General features: G+C 48.4%; 14 protein-coding genes and 2 pseudogenes. 3 read left to right on the forward strand and 13 right to left on the reverse strand.

Going from position 1 to position 17,813, the window contains the following annotated elements; genetic code table 11:
• Positions 1-2: 2 nt before the first annotated feature.
• Together aroC and prmB are read right to left on the reverse strand one after the other, a co-directional pair.
• Entirely contained in the window at positions 3-1,088 is a 1,086-nt protein-coding gene (aroC, locus tag ACUU1I_RS01130) for a chorismate synthase (protein ID WP_000918472.1), read from the reverse strand.
• A 34-nt stretch (positions 1,089-1,122) separates the two neighbouring features.
• Positions 1,123-2,055 (reverse strand): 50S ribosomal protein L3 N(5)-glutamine methyltransferase, encoded by a 933-nt coding sequence (gene prmB / locus ACUU1I_RS01135; RefSeq protein ID WP_001306448.1) that lies wholly within the window; start codon positions 2,053-2,055, stop codon positions 1,123-1,125.
• A gap of 165 nt (positions 2,056-2,220) precedes the next feature.
• Here prmB and smrB point away from each other — a divergent pair, with 165 nt between their 5' ends.
• Entirely contained in the window at positions 2,221-2,772 is a 552-nt protein-coding gene (gene smrB / locus ACUU1I_RS01140) for an endonuclease SmrB (protein ID WP_000730806.1), read from the forward strand.
• A gap of 103 nt (positions 2,773-2,875) precedes the next feature.
• Here the strand turns inward: smrB and ACUU1I_RS01145 are convergent, their stop codons facing one another.
• The 11 genes and pseudogenes from ACUU1I_RS01145 to ACUU1I_RS01195 form a co-directional block, all read right to left on the reverse strand.
• Positions 2,876-3,766 carry a StfH/YfcO family fimbrial adhesin gene (locus ACUU1I_RS01145; protein ID WP_011069456.1) on the reverse strand — a complete coding sequence of 297 codons (891 nt, stop codon included), beginning with the start codon at positions 3,764-3,766 and terminating at the stop codon, positions 2,876-2,878.
• Positions 3,753-4,277 (reverse strand): annotated as a pseudogene (locus tag ACUU1I_RS01150) (fimbrial protein). The gene ACUU1I_RS01145 and the pseudogene ACUU1I_RS01150 overlap by 14 nt, the downstream one beginning before the upstream one ends.
• Positions 4,274-4,744, reverse strand: a complete 471-nt coding sequence (locus ACUU1I_RS01155) for a fimbrial protein (protein WP_000822648.1) — start codon at positions 4,742-4,744, stop codon at positions 4,274-4,276. The pseudogene ACUU1I_RS01150 and the gene ACUU1I_RS01155 overlap by 4 nt, the downstream one beginning before the upstream one ends.
• Positions 4,741-5,289, reverse strand: a complete 549-nt coding sequence (locus ACUU1I_RS01160; RefSeq protein WP_000842083.1) for a fimbrial protein — start codon at positions 5,287-5,289, stop codon at positions 4,741-4,743. Before ACUU1I_RS01160 ends, ACUU1I_RS01155 begins: the two co-directional genes overlap by 4 nt.
• A 4-nt stretch (positions 5,290-5,293) precedes the next feature.
• Positions 5,294-6,016 (reverse strand): fimbria/pilus periplasmic chaperone, encoded by a 723-nt coding sequence (locus ACUU1I_RS01165; protein ID WP_001281619.1) that lies wholly within the window; start codon positions 6,014-6,016, stop codon positions 5,294-5,296.
• 19 nt (positions 6,017-6,035) lie between these two features.
• Positions 6,036-8,677: pseudogene (yfcU, locus tag ACUU1I_RS01170) on the reverse strand (fimbrial usher protein YfcU).
• 81 nt (positions 8,678-8,758) lie between these two features.
• A complete protein-coding gene (locus ACUU1I_RS01175) occupies positions 8,759-9,322 on the reverse strand; it encodes a fimbrial protein (protein WP_000033328.1) in 564 nt (187 codons plus the stop codon).
• A 683-nt stretch (positions 9,323-10,005) separates the two neighbouring features.
• Complete coding sequence (sixA, locus tag ACUU1I_RS01180) at positions 10,006-10,491, reverse strand: phosphohistidine phosphatase SixA (RefSeq protein ID WP_001195819.1); 486 nt, start codon at positions 10,489-10,491, stop codon at positions 10,006-10,008.
• Between the two features lie 202 nt (positions 10,492-10,693).
• Positions 10,694-12,838 carry a fatty acid oxidation complex subunit alpha FadJ gene (gene fadJ / locus ACUU1I_RS01185; protein WP_000424986.1) on the reverse strand — a complete coding sequence of 715 codons (2,145 nt, stop codon included), beginning with the start codon at positions 12,836-12,838 and terminating at the stop codon, positions 10,694-10,696.
• Positions 12,838-14,148, reverse strand: a complete 1,311-nt coding sequence (gene fadI / locus ACUU1I_RS01190; protein ID WP_000531928.1) for an acetyl-CoA C-acyltransferase FadI — start codon at positions 14,146-14,148, stop codon at positions 12,838-12,840. The genes fadJ and fadI overlap by 1 nt, the downstream gene beginning before the upstream one ends.
• Positions 14,149-14,327: 179 nt before the next feature.
• Positions 14,328-14,612: a YfcZ/YiiS family protein gene (locus ACUU1I_RS01195; protein ID WP_005070009.1), complete on the reverse strand. Its 285-nt coding sequence runs from the start codon at positions 14,610-14,612 to the stop codon at positions 14,328-14,330.
• Between the two features lie 371 nt (positions 14,613-14,983).
• On the opposite strand from ACUU1I_RS01195, the gene fadL reads away from it, so the two are divergent.
• Positions 14,984-16,324 (forward strand): long-chain fatty acid transporter FadL, encoded by a 1,341-nt coding sequence (fadL, locus tag ACUU1I_RS01200; RefSeq protein WP_005070013.1) that lies wholly within the window; start codon positions 14,984-14,986, stop codon positions 16,322-16,324.
• 365 nt (positions 16,325-16,689) lie between these two features.
• Positions 16,690-17,748, forward strand: a complete 1,059-nt coding sequence (yfdF, locus tag ACUU1I_RS01205) for a protein YfdF (protein ID WP_449144803.1) — start codon at positions 16,690-16,692, stop codon at positions 17,746-17,748.
• The last annotated feature ends 65 nt before the right edge of the window (positions 17,749-17,813 follow it).

Consider the following 17,813-nt stretch of genomic DNA (forward strand, 5'->3'; position numbering starts at 1 on the left):
TTTTACCAGCGTGGAATATCAGTCTTCACATCGGCATTTTGCGCCCGCTGCCGTAACAGGTGATCCATTAAAACGATCGCCAGCATCGCTTCAGCGATCGGCACTGCACGGATCCCGACACAGGGATCGTGACGGCCTTTGGTGATCATCTCAACTTCTTCGCCAAAGCGGTTAATAGTGCGCCCCGGCACGGTAATGCTGGAGGTCGGTTTCAGCGCCATATGAGCAATGATTTGCTGCCCGCTGCTGATACCGCCGAAAATGCCGCCCGCATGGTTGCTCTGGAAACCCTCTTTGGTGATTTCGTCGCGGTTCTGGCTGCCGCGCAGCGCCACTACGTCAAAACCGTCGCCAATTTCCACGCCTTTCACCGCGTTGATGCTCATCAGCGCATGGGCGATGTCGGCATCCAGGCGGTCAAAGACCGGCTCGCCAAGTCCGGCGGGGACACCACTGGCAACAACGGTGACTTTCGCGCCGATGGAGTCGCCCTCTTTTTTCAGCGCGCGCATCAGTTCATCTAACGCGTCGATTTTGTCGGGGTCCGGGCAGAAGAACGGATTTTGTTCAACCAGCGACCAGTCTTTGATTTCCAGCGGAATGTCGCCCATCTGGGTCAGGCAGCCGCGGATTTCAATACCAAATTTCTCGGCGAGATATTTTTTGGCAATCGCCCCTGCCGCCACGCGCATGGCGGTTTCGCGGGCGGAAGAACGTCCACCGCCGCGATAATCGCGCAGACCGTATTTTTGTTCGTAGGTGTAATCAGCATGGCCTGGACGGAAGACGTCTTTAATTGCGCTGTAATCCTGAGAACGCTGGTCGGTATTTTCGATCAACAAGCCAATGCTGGTGCCAGTAGTAACGCCTTCAAAAACACCGGAGAGTATTTTGACCTGATCCGGCTCGCGGCGCTGGGTGGTATAGCGCGATGTCCCAGGGCGACGACGATCAAGGTCATGTTGCAGGTCCGCTTCCGTCAGCGGAATGCCTGGCGGAACACCATCGACGATGCAGCCGAGCGCCAGCCCGTGCGATTCGCCGAAGGTGGTTACGCGAAAGAGTTGTCCAATTGTGTTTCCAGCCATCACGGCTCCGTTATTGTTGTGTTTGCGTGTTTACTTAATCTTTATAAATCGCGAAATGTTCTCGTGCGGCAAGAAGCTGCTCTTTAGTGAGCATAAACACACCATCGCCGCCGTTATCAAACTCCAGCCAGGTGAACGGAACATCGGGATATTGTTCCATAAGATGTACCATGCTGTTGCCCACTTCACAAATCAACACGCCATCATCAGCAAGGTAATCTGCCGCGTTACCGAGAATGCGACGCGTCAGTTTCAGGCCGTCGGTGCCAGATGCCAGGCCCAGTTCCGGCTCGTGACGGTATTCGTTTGGCAGGTCGGACATATCTTCCGCGTCGACATACGGCGGGTTAGTGACAATCAGATCGTATTGCACTTTCGGCAAATCACGGAACAGATCGGAACGAATCGGAATGACGTTGTGGATCAGACCGTGTTCTTCGATGTTCTGTTCGGCAACCGCCAGCGCGTCGGGAGAGATATCTACCGCGTCGACTTCCGCTTCCGGGAAGGCATAAGCACAGGCAATGGCGATGCAGCCGCTACCGGTACACATATCTAAAATATGCTGCGGTTGCTTGCTGATGAGTCCGGCAAATTTATTGTTGATCAGTTCACCAATCGGCGAGCGCGGCACCAGCACGCGTTCATCGACGTAAAATTCATGACCGCAGAACCAGGCTTTGTTGGTCAGGTAAGCCACCGGAATGCGCTCGTTGACGCGGCGGATCACGCGTTCAACAATACGGTGTTTTTCGCTGGAGGTCAGACGCGCGGTGCGCATATCTTCCGGGATATCCAGCGGCAGGTAGAGCGATGGTAACACCAGCTGTACGGCTTCATCCCACGGGTTATCGGTGCCGTGACCGTACCAGATATTTGCCGCGCTGAAGCGGCTTACCGACCAGCGCAACATGTCCTGAATGGTTTGCAGCTCATTTACTGCTTCATCAACGAAAATTTTATCCACGTATTCCTCCAGGGCATGATCGCAATAATTTCGGCGGCTAGTTTGCCATGAAGATGACGATAAATCAGCATTCACGCGCGGTGAGTGAGGAAAAATACGTTTAAAACGATCGATTGTGCTACGAGTCGGGTAAACTGTAGGAAAATTAGAAATAGAGACAGATAAATGAAAAAGAAAACAACACTTAGCGAGGAGGACCAGGCTCTGTTTCGCCAGTTGATGGCGGGGACTCGCAAGATTAAGCAGGACACGATTGTCCACCGACCGCAGCGTAAAAAAATCAGCGAAGTGCCGGTGAAACGCTTGATCCAGGAGCAGGCTGATGCCAGCCATTATTTCTCCGATGAGTTTCAGCCGTTATTAAATACCGAAGGTCCGGTGAAATATGTTCGCCCGGATGTCAGCCATTTTGAGGCGAAGAAACTGCGCCGCGGCGATTATTCACCGGAATTGTTTTTGGATTTACACGGTCTGACGCAGCTGCAGGCCAAGCAGGAACTGGGCGCGTTGATTGCCGCCTGTCGCCGCGAACATGTGTTTTGTGCCTGCGTGATGCATGGGCACGGGAAGCATATTTTGAAGCAACAAACACCGCTGTGGCTGGCACAACATCCGCATGTGATGGCATTTCACCAGGCACCGAAAGAGTACGGCGGTGATGCGGCTTTGTTGGTGTTGATTGAAGTGGAAGAGTGGTTGCCGCCGGAGTTGCCCTGAATGCTGGCAGCAAATGCCGGAGCAGCGTAAACGCCTTATCCGGCCTACAAATATGTGATAATTCAATAAATTGCAATTCACTTCGTAGGCCTGATAAGACGCATCAGAGCAATACTACGAACTTCAGTTCATTCAATACATACTGAAAACGACACGTCGAATCAATCGGTTGCCCACTACTGGTATTCACATTCACCACAATATCGTGTAGTACTTTATCCGTTACCGGATGACGAGTTGGCGTAACCGTTACCGTTGATTTATCACAACCGTAAGAGGTAAAGGTTAACAATTCTGATACCGCGCGGCAGTATGCTCCTCTGCCATCATTATCAGAAAAATTACTGCCATCACAGAGTCTGCCGCCTTCCATCAGGTAGGTCGAAAGCGTGGTGGTCACTGTTGACCCCGTGGACTGAATTCGTAACGCCTTATTATGGCTGACATAATTTTCACTCCAGGAGATATCGTATGAAGCGACCGGTATCGTTGGGCATATTGTGTTATGCACTGTAGGGGCCGTATAGCTTCCAAATCCGGGTAAATCTGTATAGGAATAAAAGGATGCGATCCAAGGGCAACCATAATCATCAGATGCAACGGTAATTTTAAACGTCATATATGCACAACGAAAAATTTTCGTATCTATGCCAGGGCAATTTGAGTTATTAATTGTATCAAAGTCAGTCAGTACCAAAGTTGGAGCTGAACCCGACCCAGACCAGGAAATAACCCGCAACGTATCGCCTTTATACGCAAAAGAATCATATTTCCCATATGCAACCTCCTTTGGCGTTATCACCGTAACATTGAAAACACTGCTCGCTACAGCACCGGTTACCTTGTCCATGGCATAATAAACTCTCACACTGTCAAAACTCGCACTCATAAGTTTATCTCCAGCATAACTCTTAGATGCGCCGACAACACTCAGAACGAGCAGCATTAGGCTCGCGAAAATTATGGTCCATTTTTTCATTTCAGAAATACTCAAAGGTTGCCGTCACTGTGGCACTAAAGTCTCCGGACGTTACATCTCGCCCGCTCTTTGCCTGTAACTAGGTATTAAAATTTAGGCTGTTATTTCCCTGATTCAGCGGGAGCGTGACGCCTGTTGTATTGTTGATTGGCACCGATGTGCCTGCCGCAGTTTCAATACCAATCCCAGCGCCGGATGCTGATGACGAGGAGTCAAAGGCCAGAAAGCCGGGTAGAGCACTATCTTCTGTTCCTGTCAACGTTACTTTGACATTAAACAATGTAGAACTATGACAATCTTTCAATTGAAACACCAATGGCACTCGCTCTGACTGCCCAAGGTTCATTAAATCGCTGGCGGCAATGGCAGGAAAATGTACTTCTGCCAACTGGCTACCATTAATCACTGGCGTACACGATTTACTGATTAAATTGCCGGTAAAGTGCAAATTATCTCCTGCTATTGTGGTTCCACTGCCCAGCAACATCAGGCTACTAATAAAAAACAACGTACGCTTTTTCTTCATTGGTAATCTACCTGTAACGTGGCCCAGGCCTCAAAGTCCGCCTCTGGCAGAATGACACCACTCTTTTTTACTGGCACAGCCGTTAACACCGGTAAATCGGTTTCATTCACCACAAGTGGCGTATTGATCGTAAAACTCTGCCCTGCCTGTTTGAGCTGAATGCCTAAACCAGTGATATTGCTGCTTACTGCAGCATTATCAAAATCGCTTGGTGTGCCACTCCAGCTCAAGGTCATTTCCATTAATGGGTCGCGAACCGCCGTATCGCAGGTAATGGAATACGGCACGGTTTGCTCATAATTGCTGCCATTAATGTCATCAATAAGCACATCCTGAAAAGTTATTTCAATGGTTTGAGCGTTGCTAATCGTGCAGTTAGGCGGCTGCACTAAATAACCGTGAAAAGAGACGTTTGAGAGTGCCATCGAGCAAAAGCCCCACAGCAAAATAAGCGAGATCCGTTTCATTGGTAATCCACCACAATTGTGGCACTGGCGTTAAATTCAGCTGCCGCTAACGTTGTACCACTCTGTTTCACCGGCACAGCTTCCAGAACGGGAACTCCCGAGGAAAAATTAAATGGCAACCATGAGCCAGAGGTTAAGTCGAGTATTGTGTGATCACTACTTTTCTGAACCCGAATACCAAACCCAGGAATACCCGTGCTGATAACTGTTTCACCGTTAATCACGACCGTTGTCGCCTGCATCTGTAGACGCAGGTCATCCATTGCCAGATTGTTACAAACAAGCGAGTAGTCAATGGGACGTTTATAATCAACCCTATTGATCTTATTAATGAATACATTACCAAACTCAACTGCCGCACCATTTACCGTACAAGGAGGAGGGGCATCGACAAGCACCCGTAAATTCATACTTACTGACTTACTCGCTGCAACTGCAAAGCCGCTACCAACACAACATATCAGTAACCCAGTTACCGCCCAGACAGAACAAGATCCTTTCATACTGGCTCTCCCGGCCTCAGCCTTTGCGGCTCTGCTCTTCATCGACCTAGCAACTGTTACCGTTGCAAGTGAAAAAGAGCGGCATCCGAGCGCCATAGTCGTTGACATAGGTCAGTACCGGCACGCTACCCATCTTCACATTCAGCGGTGCAGAGGTTTTCGGCGACATCACTATTGGCGAGAAACCGGCTGCCGGATTGCCATTTTTCTGTGTGCTGGCATTACTGAAAATGACGTAATACGACGTCGGGTTATTGACGGTAAATTCCTGACCGTTGCGGGTTAAAGTAACCTTATATTGATAGGGGTTTTTCATGCTGACGTTCTCCAGCGCCTTCGGTCGCCAGAACAACTTAATACGCGTTTGTAGTGCTATTTGCAGCGTGTTGGCTTTGTTTGATTTTGGCGGGATCTCACGCACGTTGAAGTAGAACAGGCTTTCACGATCGGCAGGCAATTTGTTGATATCCGGCATTCCCTGCACTTTTACCTGCCCGTTCATCATTGAATCGATGCGTTGCACCGGTGGCAGAACAGTTAACGGTGAACTGATCTTGTTACCCTTTTCATCTTCGATCCAGCTTTGGGCCAGATAAGGCAGTTTCGGATCGTTATTGCGCAACGTCACGCTGATTGATTTGTCGCTTTCATTAAATATCAAACGGGTACGATCTGGCGTTACAGAAGCCTGGGCAGACAAACTGGCAGCGCTAAGCAGTAACGCTAGCGTCGTAGCACCCAATTTGGCAGAGCAAAGTAAATCAGACATGGATCATTCCTTAATCACGTTATTGGTTAGCTGAAACAGAAACAGGGGGATTGGTGGGTGTCACCTGTTGCGTCTGCTCCTGAATGACAGGCTTTATGTCATCAGGAACAACCGGCGCGACGTTGCCTTTATGCTGGCATGGCAGTAACAAGCCGTTAAACAGATCGGCAGGCAGCGGGTCCGGCAGGTTGATATCGCAATGCGCAACACCACTCCAGAACACACTCATGTGTTCGCCAGGTTTCACCCCAGCCAGATAAACATTGCCGTCATCATCGACAAGGCCCACTGTCTGCTCGTTATCATTTTTTACTTCTGCGCCAAACGGAGGATGGCTGCCGTCTTGTAAACGCAGCACCGCCATCGCTTTTTGACCACTGATGACGGCAAATTTGCGGTAGCCAATCGCCCCTTCAGTTAGCGTGGCTTGTACCACCGACTGGGTTGCTTCGGCGTTTTCCGGCAGTTTGTTGAGGTCGATATACGCCTGATTGCGGTAATAGTTATTGACGTCAGAAACGACGGCTTTACCAAACATATTGGTATAAACAGCAGCACCGTTACCTTCTACCGGAACATCGGCAACGCCATCGGCATCAATCAACAAGCGTGTCCCGCCCATATTCTGGGTACGGTGAAGTGCGCCACCGTGGGCAGTAAACGTTGCGCCGCCCTGTAACGACAAGCCCGCAGAGGTGTATTGCCCTTCATGGTAGTTCGCACTGAGGTCAACCTGCGCCAGCGAACCATCATGGCTGTAATAGCCGTCAACGCTGGTGTGTTTGTCACTGGTGCCGACGTTCAACTGATAGTGAGTCGCGTCATCGACACGGCTGAAATAACCGACCTGACTGCTGTCCGTCCCACTGCCATAGTACCGTTATAGCTAACGGTACTGTTGTCGCCCCACGGCATACTGAGCGAAATGTACATGCCTTTGTCGGCCTGGTTGTCATACTCGTAACGGTAGCCAGTCATCGAGATGCTGACATTACGAATACTGCCCATATTGAAATAGTGCGAGAGCATGATGTTGTAGTTTGTCTGCTCCTCGCGATCCCAGTAGGTATGGCGGGTATAGTTGAGATAAACCGAAACACCCGCATCGCGGAAGTTCTGGTTATAAGTGGCGGTGTACATCTCTTTGTCGTTGCCCGTGCGTACCATTCCGCTGTCACTGGCATCCAGATACTCGCTCATGGTCATAAAGTTCTCTTCCGAGAAGCGATATCCAGCAAAAGTAACGCGGCTGTTGAGCTGGTCAAAGTCTTTGGAATAACTCACACGGAAGGAGTTACCGTCCAGCGAACCTTTGCCATAAGCGGTGTCTTTATCCAGTTTGGTGTGCGAGTGAGTAACATCAAACGCGACCGCGCCGAATGTAGACAAATCGCGACCGACACCAAGCGCCGCAGACTGATAGTTTTCATCTCCCAGTGCGCCGCCATATAACGACCAGCCGTTAGCGATCCCCCAGGAAGCTTCAGCACCAGAAAAAAATTCACCCTCGACATGGTGTCCCCACTCTTGCGGACGGCCCATCATGATCTTATAGCGAACCTGACCTGGACGAGTGAGGTATGGCATCGAGGCGGTGCTGATGTCATATTCCTGCACCTGGCCGTTCTGTTCTTCAATGCGAATATGCAACGTACCGGAGACAGAATCACCAAGATCCTGAATACGAAACGGTCCAGCCGGAACCTGCGTTTCGTAAATCACACGCCCCATCTGGCTGACGGTCACTTTTGCTGTGGTGTGTGCCACGCCGGAAATGTCTGGCGCGTAGCCGCGCAGATTGGGAGGCAACATTTGATCGTCAGTACTGACACTGCCACCAACATAGTTAAAACCATCAAAAATATCGGATCTGAGGTAATCCTCGCCCAGCGCCAGTTTGGCTTTTAATGATGGTAACGCCCGCCTGGCATAGTAGCGACTCCACTCCCATTTTTTTTGAGTTTCATCGCCGCTGAATTCATCGTCATCATTACTGCGAGTATGTTGATAGTTAGTCTGCCAGTCAGCACGCATACGCCACGGCCCTAGGTTAACCCCAACCGTCCCGTTGCCGCTGATCTCGTTACTATCATCACCGCCATTTTCTTCGTGCCGGGTTTGTGCGTTGATGCTGTAGTCCGCGACGATCCCGGAGATGCCGTCATCCCAACGTGAAGGCGGATCCCAGTCGGGATAAGTATATTCGAGGTAAGCCTGTGGCAGTGAAATGACTAATGCGGACTGGCTTAAATCAGCCTTAATTTCCATGCCTTCCAGTTGACCGGATTTCAGGCATTTAGCATCGTGGCTCCATTGCAGATTTTTCGCCACGTCTTCTTTTAAACCAAACTGCGCTACCAGTTCCGGTGTCAGACAAGCATAGCTTTTGCTCGCGTCATCTTCACCAGCATACCAGTAAATATCGTACTCTTCCGCCAATGGCTGTTTATTTAGTTGAACCTGTAAATTGTATTTTCCGGGCTCAACATATCCCTGGCTGGAAAAACGCTTCAGATCAATTTTTGTGTCGCCTTTTAATTCCAGAAAACGGGAATCAAACTGAATGTCGTCTTCAGCCCAGACACTGCTATAACTCCCTGACATTGCCAGCGCAATGCACCACGGAAGAATCCGTAATCGAAAAAGAGAATGGTCAGGCATACACGTTTCTATCCGTTTTTATTCTTGTTCGGTCAAAATCCATTTAAATCCCCCATAGCAGTGTCGCTATGGGGGTATGCCTTACAGGTAAGTAATCTGGAAGGTGGTATTTGCTTCAAAATTACCCAGATCTGGCGCATCAGCTGCGCCGACCAGCCAGGCTTTAAAGTTCAGTGTCTGCTTCGCTTTGCCTTTGTTGGTAGAAGTGTCTTTCACTATTTTCTGGTCAATACCCATGCCGCTTTTGTAAGAGGTACCCAGAGAGTCACCGATCGCCAGGCTAACATTGTTAAATGCCGCACCGGTATCGGTATTGAAAATGGTGTAATAATTGCCGCTATTTGCAGAAGAAACGGTACCAGTAAAGGTAGTGGTCATTGTTTCCTGAGTATCAAATACGCAATCTTGCAGACGAATCTGGAAACTTTTCGGCGTGGTGGTGCCGTTATTTTTCAGTTTTTCGGCACCGATATCACCCATATCAACTTCCAGTTTGTGATCGTCCGGAACGATAGAACACACTGAGTCTTCAATGGTGCCGTAAAAACGTGCAGTACCGTTGTTACCCGCAGCGATTGTTGCCGTAGAGGTGAACACGCCCATCACCATTGCCGCAGCAATAGCTGTTTTAACAAACTTACTCATTATTTGTCCTTAAACTATAAATAATTAAAAATATAAACATTGCAATACATTGATTCAGTCAATAGCCAATGTTTATACCCAGCCATTGAATACGGCATGCGACCCAAAAAGAACAGGTCGTAGAAAATTGTATTCATTGGTGTGGGGCCGCATAGTGATGTTTCCACACCCCTGATCCAATTTAATTTTACTAAAGAGTAAATGTAGATTTAATTAATATATTGACAGAAGAAAGGTTATCTTAAGGACATCCTTAAAAAATACGGAATAAGTATTTAGAAAAAATAGAAAGTATATCAATAATGAATATCAACAGCTTAAAAAACAAACAATGAACATATAATGCGATTGGCATTTATCCACTTTTGACAATATAATATATAAACACTATAGCCAGAATTTAATCAAGTTTCAATTACATCCTGCCTGATTATTCAACTCTATTTTCTCTATTATCTGTATTAATAAATGACACTGAGTGTCAAACAGACATTATTCATTTCAACATGTAACTTTGGGCAAAATCAAGATACGCGCAGAAGAATAATTTCCGAATGAATGTAGAAAGTGTTTTATTTATAGATAAGGAGAGTCTTCGATAGTAGTGAGGTTGACAGATATCCGCTGCCTAATGAGCAATTATGCCCAATGAATCTACCTCATTGGGCATAATTTGGAACACATCAGATAGCTTTTGCCATCTTCAGATTACACGGGCTCATCTGCCAGTTGAATGTACCGTTTCCGCTTTCATCAAGCGTTACGCTGGCAATGGCCGAGGTGGTAAACATAGGCGGCGTTTCGCCCGGACATAACTCGGCAACCAGATACCCGACTAACGGTAAGTGAGAGATCACCAGTACCGAAGCAACACCTTCATTGGTCAACGCCTGCAAATAGGCACTGACCAGACCAACATCGCCGCAGGGCGTTAACTCCGGCAGAACTTCTGCACTGGAAGGCAGGTTCAGACAATCCCCTACTTCTTCCAGTGTTTGCTCGGCTCGCAGGAACGGGCTCACCAGAACGCGTTCGATTTCCACTTTTTGACCTTTCAGCCAGTTCGCCATCAGGCGAGATTCGTCACAACCATTAGTGGTCAGAGGACGAACCGAATCACTGGCGGCATCGAGGGCTGCGTCGCCGTGACGCATGATAAAAACTTGCATATTGCACCGCTTTTGTTAACCAGATTCGCCCGTTTTCTTTCATCTGAAACCAGAGAAAGAAAACGGTGGCCGGCATTGTGCCTTATCCATTCACCGAATGAAACGCTGTTTTTTACCTCAATGGCGTAAGTATAGTCAATATGCGTTTACATTTTGACCAACACTCCGCCATTCAGCGCGGATTCATATAGCTTTGACCTTCTTATTGCAGGTCAGTTGCAGTTGTTTTCCAAAAACTTTCCCCACGCGCGCCCATCTCGACCAAACGCTCGCAAGGGGTAAAACGGGAACCATACTGCGTGGCCAGTCGTTGCATTATTGCAACCACTTCGCCCGCGCCGAGAGAATCGATATAGCGGAACGGTCCACCGAGAAATGGCGGAAAACCAATGCCAAATACCGCACCAATATCCCCGTCACGCACGCTACGGATAACCTGCTCATCAACACAACGTACTGCTTCATTCAGCATCAACATCACACACCGTTCAGCAACCTGCGGTGCGGAGAGTCGCCCCTGCCCTTGTGCGCCAATGAGCGGGTAAATGGCAGGATCGACCTGTTTTTTGCTTTTACGCCCTTTCTGACCATAAAGATAGAAACCCCGACCATTTTTTCTGCCTTTGCGATCGTCGTTCAAAATTGAAGAAACAACATTTGCAGGCGCGCTAAAACGTTCTCCATAAGCGGCTTCCAGTACAGGAATAATTTTAGTCCCGGTGTCGATTCCTACCTCATCCAAAAGTTGGATTGGGCCTACCGGAAAACCAAATTTCACTAGCGCGGCATCAATGTGCTCTACCCGTTCACCTTCGGTCAGCATGCGGATAGCTTCATTAATGTAAGGCGCTAAGATGCGATTGACGTAAAACCCGGCTTTGTCACGCACGACAATGGGCGTTTTGCCCTGTTTTTTCGCCAGTTTTACCGTAGTGGCGATGGTTTGCGCCGATGTACCCGCATGAGGAATAATCTCTACCAGCGGCATTTTTTCCACCGGACTGAAGAAATGCAGGCCAATAACTTGCTCAGGTCGCGCGGCGTGAGCGGCGATATCACCAATCGGTAAAGATGACGTGTTCGAAGCAAAAATGGTATGAGCGGCGCAATTTTGCTCCACTTCCGCCACCATCTGTTGTTTTAATTCGAGATTTTCAAACACCGCTTCAATAATCAGATCGCGATGGGCAAAGCCGCGATAGTCCGTCGTTCCGGAGATTAATGCCAGCTGTTTGTCACGTTCGCTGGCTTTGAGATGACGACGGCGAACTTTGCCCTCCAGCTGATCCCAACTGTACTTCAGCGCATGATTTATGCCCTGCGGGTTGATATCTTTAATTCTGACCGGAAGCCCCGCTTTACAAGCAGTGACATAAGCAATACCGCCGCCCATCAAGCCACCACCTAAAATTCCCACGCTGTTTAATGGCGCAGGCGGTGCATCACTACCGGGATCTTTCTTCACGTCCGTACTGGCAAAAAAGATACTACGCAAAGCTTGCGATTGCGGCGTCATCGCCAGTTCGCCAAAGGCGCGAGCTTCAGCGTCATAGCCGCTGCTGGTGCCCTGCGCTAATCCCGTTTCAACAACCTCCAGGATGCGTTCTGTCGCCGGATAATTGCCTTGAGTTTTGTGTTCTGTTTTCTTGCCGACCATTTTGAACAGCAGCGCACGACCTAACGGCCCCGCCAGAATACGCTCGCGTACAGGTAGAGGGCGGGAAGATGGGCGATCCTTCTTCGCCAGCTCAACAGCGGCTTCCAGCAAAATGGAGTGCGGAACAACGTCATCCACCAGCCCCAGCTTTAATGCCTGTTTCGCCCGAAGTTGTTTTCCGGTGAGAATCATCTCTAATGCTGTACTGACGCCTATCAGACGCGGTAAACGCTGGGTGCCGCCTGAACCGGGTAACAATCCAAGTTGTACTTCAGGCAAACCGAGCACCGTTTTGGGATCGTCAGTACAAACGCGACCGTGGCACGCCAGCGCCAGCTCCAGCCCACCGCCCAGGCAAGCGCCATGAATAGCCGCGATAACCGGAATGGGCAAAGCATGAATCTCCGCCATCAACTGTTGGCCCTGCCGCGCCAGTGCTTCCGCTTCTTGCGCCGTTTTGCAGTTGCCAATCATGTTGATGTCTGCTCCGGCGATAAAATTGTCCGGTTTCGCGGAGATAAACACCACGCCGCGCAACTCTTTGTTTTCACGGAGTTGCTTAATAATGGCGCGCACCTGCGAGGCAAATTCCGCCTTCAGGGTATTCATTTTCTCATCCGGTACGTCGATGGTGATGATAGCAATGTTGTCCAGACGAACATTAAGAGTAAACGCTGATGCCATTTCCATTATTCCGCCTCCAGAACCATTGCCGCGCCAAGCCCACCGGCAGCACAGGCGGTAACTAAACCAAATCCACCGCCGCGACGGCGAAGTTCATGCAATGTCTGGGTAATCATCCGCGCGCCGGTCGCCGCGAAGGGATGTCCGTAAGCAATCGAACCGCCAAGCACGTTAAATTTGCTATCGTCCACTTCGCCAGTGGCATGTGCACGCCCCAGTACTTCACGAGCAAAACGTTCACTACCCAGCAACTGAATATTCGCCAGTGTCTGAGCTGCAAAGGCTTCGTGCATATCGATCAATGTCAGTTCGCTCATCGTCAAACCGGCACGTTCCAGCGCCAGCGGTGTTGACCAGGCTGGACCGAGCAACATGTCCTGCCAGACATCAATCGCAGTAAATGCGTAGCTGCGCAGATACCCCAGCGGCACCAGCCCTAATTCTTTCGCCCGGGATTCAGTCATCAGGATCACCGCTGCCGCGCCATCGGTCAGCGGCGTACTGTTTGCCGCCGTTACCGTTCCGTGTTTGCGATCAAACGCCGGGCGCAGCTTTGCGTAATCGGCAAGCGAGGAATTACCGCGAATATTGTTGTCTTCGACAAGCGGTTGTTTATAAGGAGGGATAAAGGCAGTCATCACCTCTTCTTTGAGTTTTCCGTCTGACCATGCCTGAGCGGCACGCTGATGCGAACGGTGCGCTAATGCATCTTGCTGTTCTCGGGTGATGCCGTAGGTTTTCGCCATTTGTTCGGCGGTGTCGCCCATCCGCAAGCCAGTAGAATATTCTGCTACCGCAGGCGGTACGGGCATTAAGTCGCGCAAACGCAGGCGAGAGAAGAGTTTCAGGCGCTGGCTCATGGTTCGAGCTTTGTTGACATCAACCAGCACGTGCGCCAGTTTTTTACTGACGCCAATTGGCAATACGGAAGAGGAATCTGCCCCACCGGCAATCCCCGCTCGGATAGTTCCCGCCATCAGGCTTTCTGCGACGTTTGCAACCGCCTGGAAACTGGTAGCGCAAGCGCGGCTGACGCTGTAAGCATCGGTATGCACATTCATTCCGGTACCGAGAACAATTTCACGCGCAATGTTGGGGGCTTCAGGCATTTGTACGACCTGACCAAAGACCAGCTGTTCAATCACTTCAGCGGGGATCTCGCTGCGTGCCAGCAGTTCGCCTACCACCATCTTCCCTAAATCAACCGCGGGAATGCCATGAAAAGCCGTCGCCTGGCGGGCAAAAGGCGTACGTAAACCGCTAACAATGGCGATACGATCGCCCTGGCGGGTAACCAGTGGTAAAACCTGACCCATAACACTCCCCTGTAAAAAAATAAATAAAGTGGTCTGACCTGATCATAGTATTAACCATTTTTTTACATTTAGCCAAGCGGAGAAAAAGGAAAGTGGGAGCTATGACACAGTGAAGACAGAAGAAAGAAAAGAAAACGCCCCTGCCAGCAACTGACAGGGGCGTACGTACCCGAGAGGAATTAACGCAGACCCAGCTGGAAGATCAGCATTTCAGCTTCGCAGGCAAAAGTGAAATCGATATCCAGGCGCACACCGTCAGACTCTTCAGTGAAAGTCGGGGAGATTTTGCACGGTTCGGATTCCACGCTACGGGATTTTTCAGTCAGCGCCGCCAGCGTTTGTTCTGCTTCTGCGCGGTTTGCAAACACGCGGCTGTAAGACGCGGTGCAGTCGGAGTTGTCCATAATGGTGCCAACATCCATACAGCAGCAAACCGGGGTTTCATCAGCACTACATTTACTCATCGTTGATTTCCTCTGTATGTGCACCCAAGGTGCCAGATAAACGTTGTGGATATTTTACGCTTCCGGAAAGTGCTGCTCCAGTTGTTAATTCTGCAAAATCGGATAAGTGACCGAAATCACACTTAAAAATGATCTAAAACAAAATTCACCCGAATCCGCGAGTGCGCAACCTCCAAATTTTGCCAGCTGGATCGCGTTTCTTAGATCATATTTGAAAAAAGATGGAAACATACTTGCAACATTCTAGCTGGTCCGACCTATACTCTCGCCACTGGTCTGATTTCTAAGATGTACCTCAGACCCTACACTTCGCGCTCCTGTTACAGCACGTAACATAGTTTGTATAAAAATAAATCATTGAGGTTATGGTCATGAGCCAGAAAACCCTGTTTACAAAGTCTGCTCTCGCAGTCGCAGTGGCACTTATCTCCACCCAGGCCTGGTCGGCAGGCTTTCAGTTAAACGAATTTTCTTCCTCTGGCCTGGGCCGGGCTTATTCAGGGGAAGGCGCAATTGCCGATGATGCAGGTAACGTTAGCCGTAACCCCGCATTGATTACCATGTTTGACCGCCCGACATTTTCTGCGGGTGCGGTTTATATTGACCCGGATGTGAATATCAGCGGAACGTCTCCGTCTGGTCGTAGCCTGCAAGCCGATAACATCGCGCCTACGGCATGGGTTCCGAACATGCACTTTGTTGCACCGATTAACGACCAATTTGGTTGGGGCGCTTCTATTACCTCTAACTATGGTCTGGCAACAGAGTTTAATGATACTTATGCAGGCGGCTCTGTCGGGGGTACAACTGACCTTGAAACCATGAACCTGAACTTAAGCGGTGCGTATCGCTTAAATAATGCATGGAGCTTTGGTCTTGGTTTCAACGCCATCTACGCTCGCGCGAAAATTGAACGTTTCGCAGGCGATCTGGGGCAGTTGGTTGCTGGTCAGATTATGCAATCTCCTGCCGGGCAAACTCCTCAAGGGCAAGCATTGGCAGCTACCGCCAACGGTATCGACAGTAATACCAAAATCGCTCATCTGAACGGTAACCAGTGGGGCTTTGGCTGGAACGCCGGAATCCTGTATGAACTGGATAAAAATAACCGCTATGCACTGACCTACCGTTCTGAAGTGAAAATTGACTTCAAAGGTAACTACAGCAGCGATCTTAATCGTGCGTTTAATAACTACGGTTTGCCAATTCCTACCGCGACAGGTGGCGCAACGCAATCGGGTTATCTGACGCTGAACCTGCCTGAAATGTGGGAAGTGTCAGGTTATAACCGTGTTGATCCACAGTGGGCGATTCACTATAGCCTGGCTTACACCAGCTGGAGTCAGTTCCAGCAGCTGAAAGCGACCTCAACCAGTGGCGACACGCTGTTCCAGAAACATGAAGGCTTTAAAGATGCTTACCGCATCGCGTTGGGTACCACTTATTACTACGATGATAACTGGACTTTCCGTACCGGTATCGCCTTTGATGACAGCCCAGTTCCGGCTCAGAATCGTTCTATCTCCATTCCGGACCAGGACCGTTTCTGGCTGAGTGCAGGTACGACTTACGCATTTAATAAAGATGCTTCAGTCGACGTTGGTGTTTCTTATATGCACGGTCAGAGCGTGAAAATTAACGAAGGCCCATACCAGTTCGAGTCTGAAGGTAAAGCCTGGCTGTTCGGTACTAACTTTAACTACGCGTTCTGATAACGCGTTCGCCTGGATAAAGTCACCTGCTATGCAGGTGACTTTAACTCCCCCACTTCACCGAAAGTAGTTTCCTCATTGCTTGCCTCCTGAGTTTTGCAAACAGCCTGATGGCAGCTTGCCCTTTCAAATCAGTAAGTGGTATCCACAGACAAACCTGAAGGGAAATGCATATTTTCAAGCGTTCTGCTCGTCCTTCTCAAAGAGTTTACTTTTCTGCATTTCCAGGATACTCAACCCCCCTGGCTATTGTGCGCTTATACACTCAAATTAAAGATAGGTTCTAAATAAATGAGCGTTTTTTGATAGTCTATTTCATTAGGTAATATATATTTGTAACAAATCAATCAACATAGAATAAAATCATGCTACCATCTATTTCAATCAACAATACCAGCGCAGCTTACCCAGAATCCATCAATGAAAATAACAATGATGAAATTAATGGATTAGTACAAGAGTTCAAAAACCTTTTTAATGGTAAGGAAGGAATAAGCACCTGTATTAAACATCTACTTGAGCTTATAAAAAACGCCATACGAGTAAACGACGATCCTTATAGATTTAATATTAATAATTCCTCAGTTACTTATATTGATATTGGCTCCAATGATACAGACCATATTACTATTGGTATCGACAACCAAGAACCAATAGAATTACCTGCGAACTATAAAGACAAAGAACTCGTCCGTACTATCATTAATGACAACATAGTTGAGAAGACTCATGATATCAATAACAAGGAAATGATCTTCAGCGCATTAAAAGAAATATATGATGGAGATCCTGGTTTTATCTTCGATAAGATATCACACAAACTCAGACATACGGTAACGGAATTTGATGAGAGCGGGAAAAGCGAACCAACGGACTTATTTACCTGGTACGGTAAAGATAAAAAAGGCGACTCTCTCGCTATTGTAATTAAAAATAAAAACGGAAATGATTACTTATCTCTCGGTTACTACGATCAGGACGACTACCACATTCAAAGAGGAATTCGTATTAATGGTGATAGTCTCACCCAATATTGTAGTGAAAACGCCAAGAGTGCTTCAGCGTGGTTTGAAAGCAGTAAAGCTATCATGGCAGAATCATTTGCAACTGGTTCCGATCATCAGGTTGTAAACGAGCTCAACGGGGAAAGACTGAGAGAACCTAACGAAGTTTTTAAACGTTTAGGTCGAGCAATAAGATATAATTTTCAAGTGGACGATGCAAAATTTAGACGCGATAATGTAAAAGAAATAATTTCTACTTTATTCGCTAACAAAGTTGACGTTGACCATCCTGAAAATAAATACAAAGACTTTAAGGATCTCGAAGATAAAGTTGAAAAAAGACTTCAAAATTGCCAGGCGAAATATCAAAATGAAATTAATCAACTATCTGCACTAGGTGTTAATTTTGATGATATTTAAAATTATTTTTCCAGTTTTTTGATTTTTCAACGCCTGAATATCGGAAATAGTCAGTGACAAACATC

This window comes from Shigella sp. SIG3, assembly GCF_053555855.1.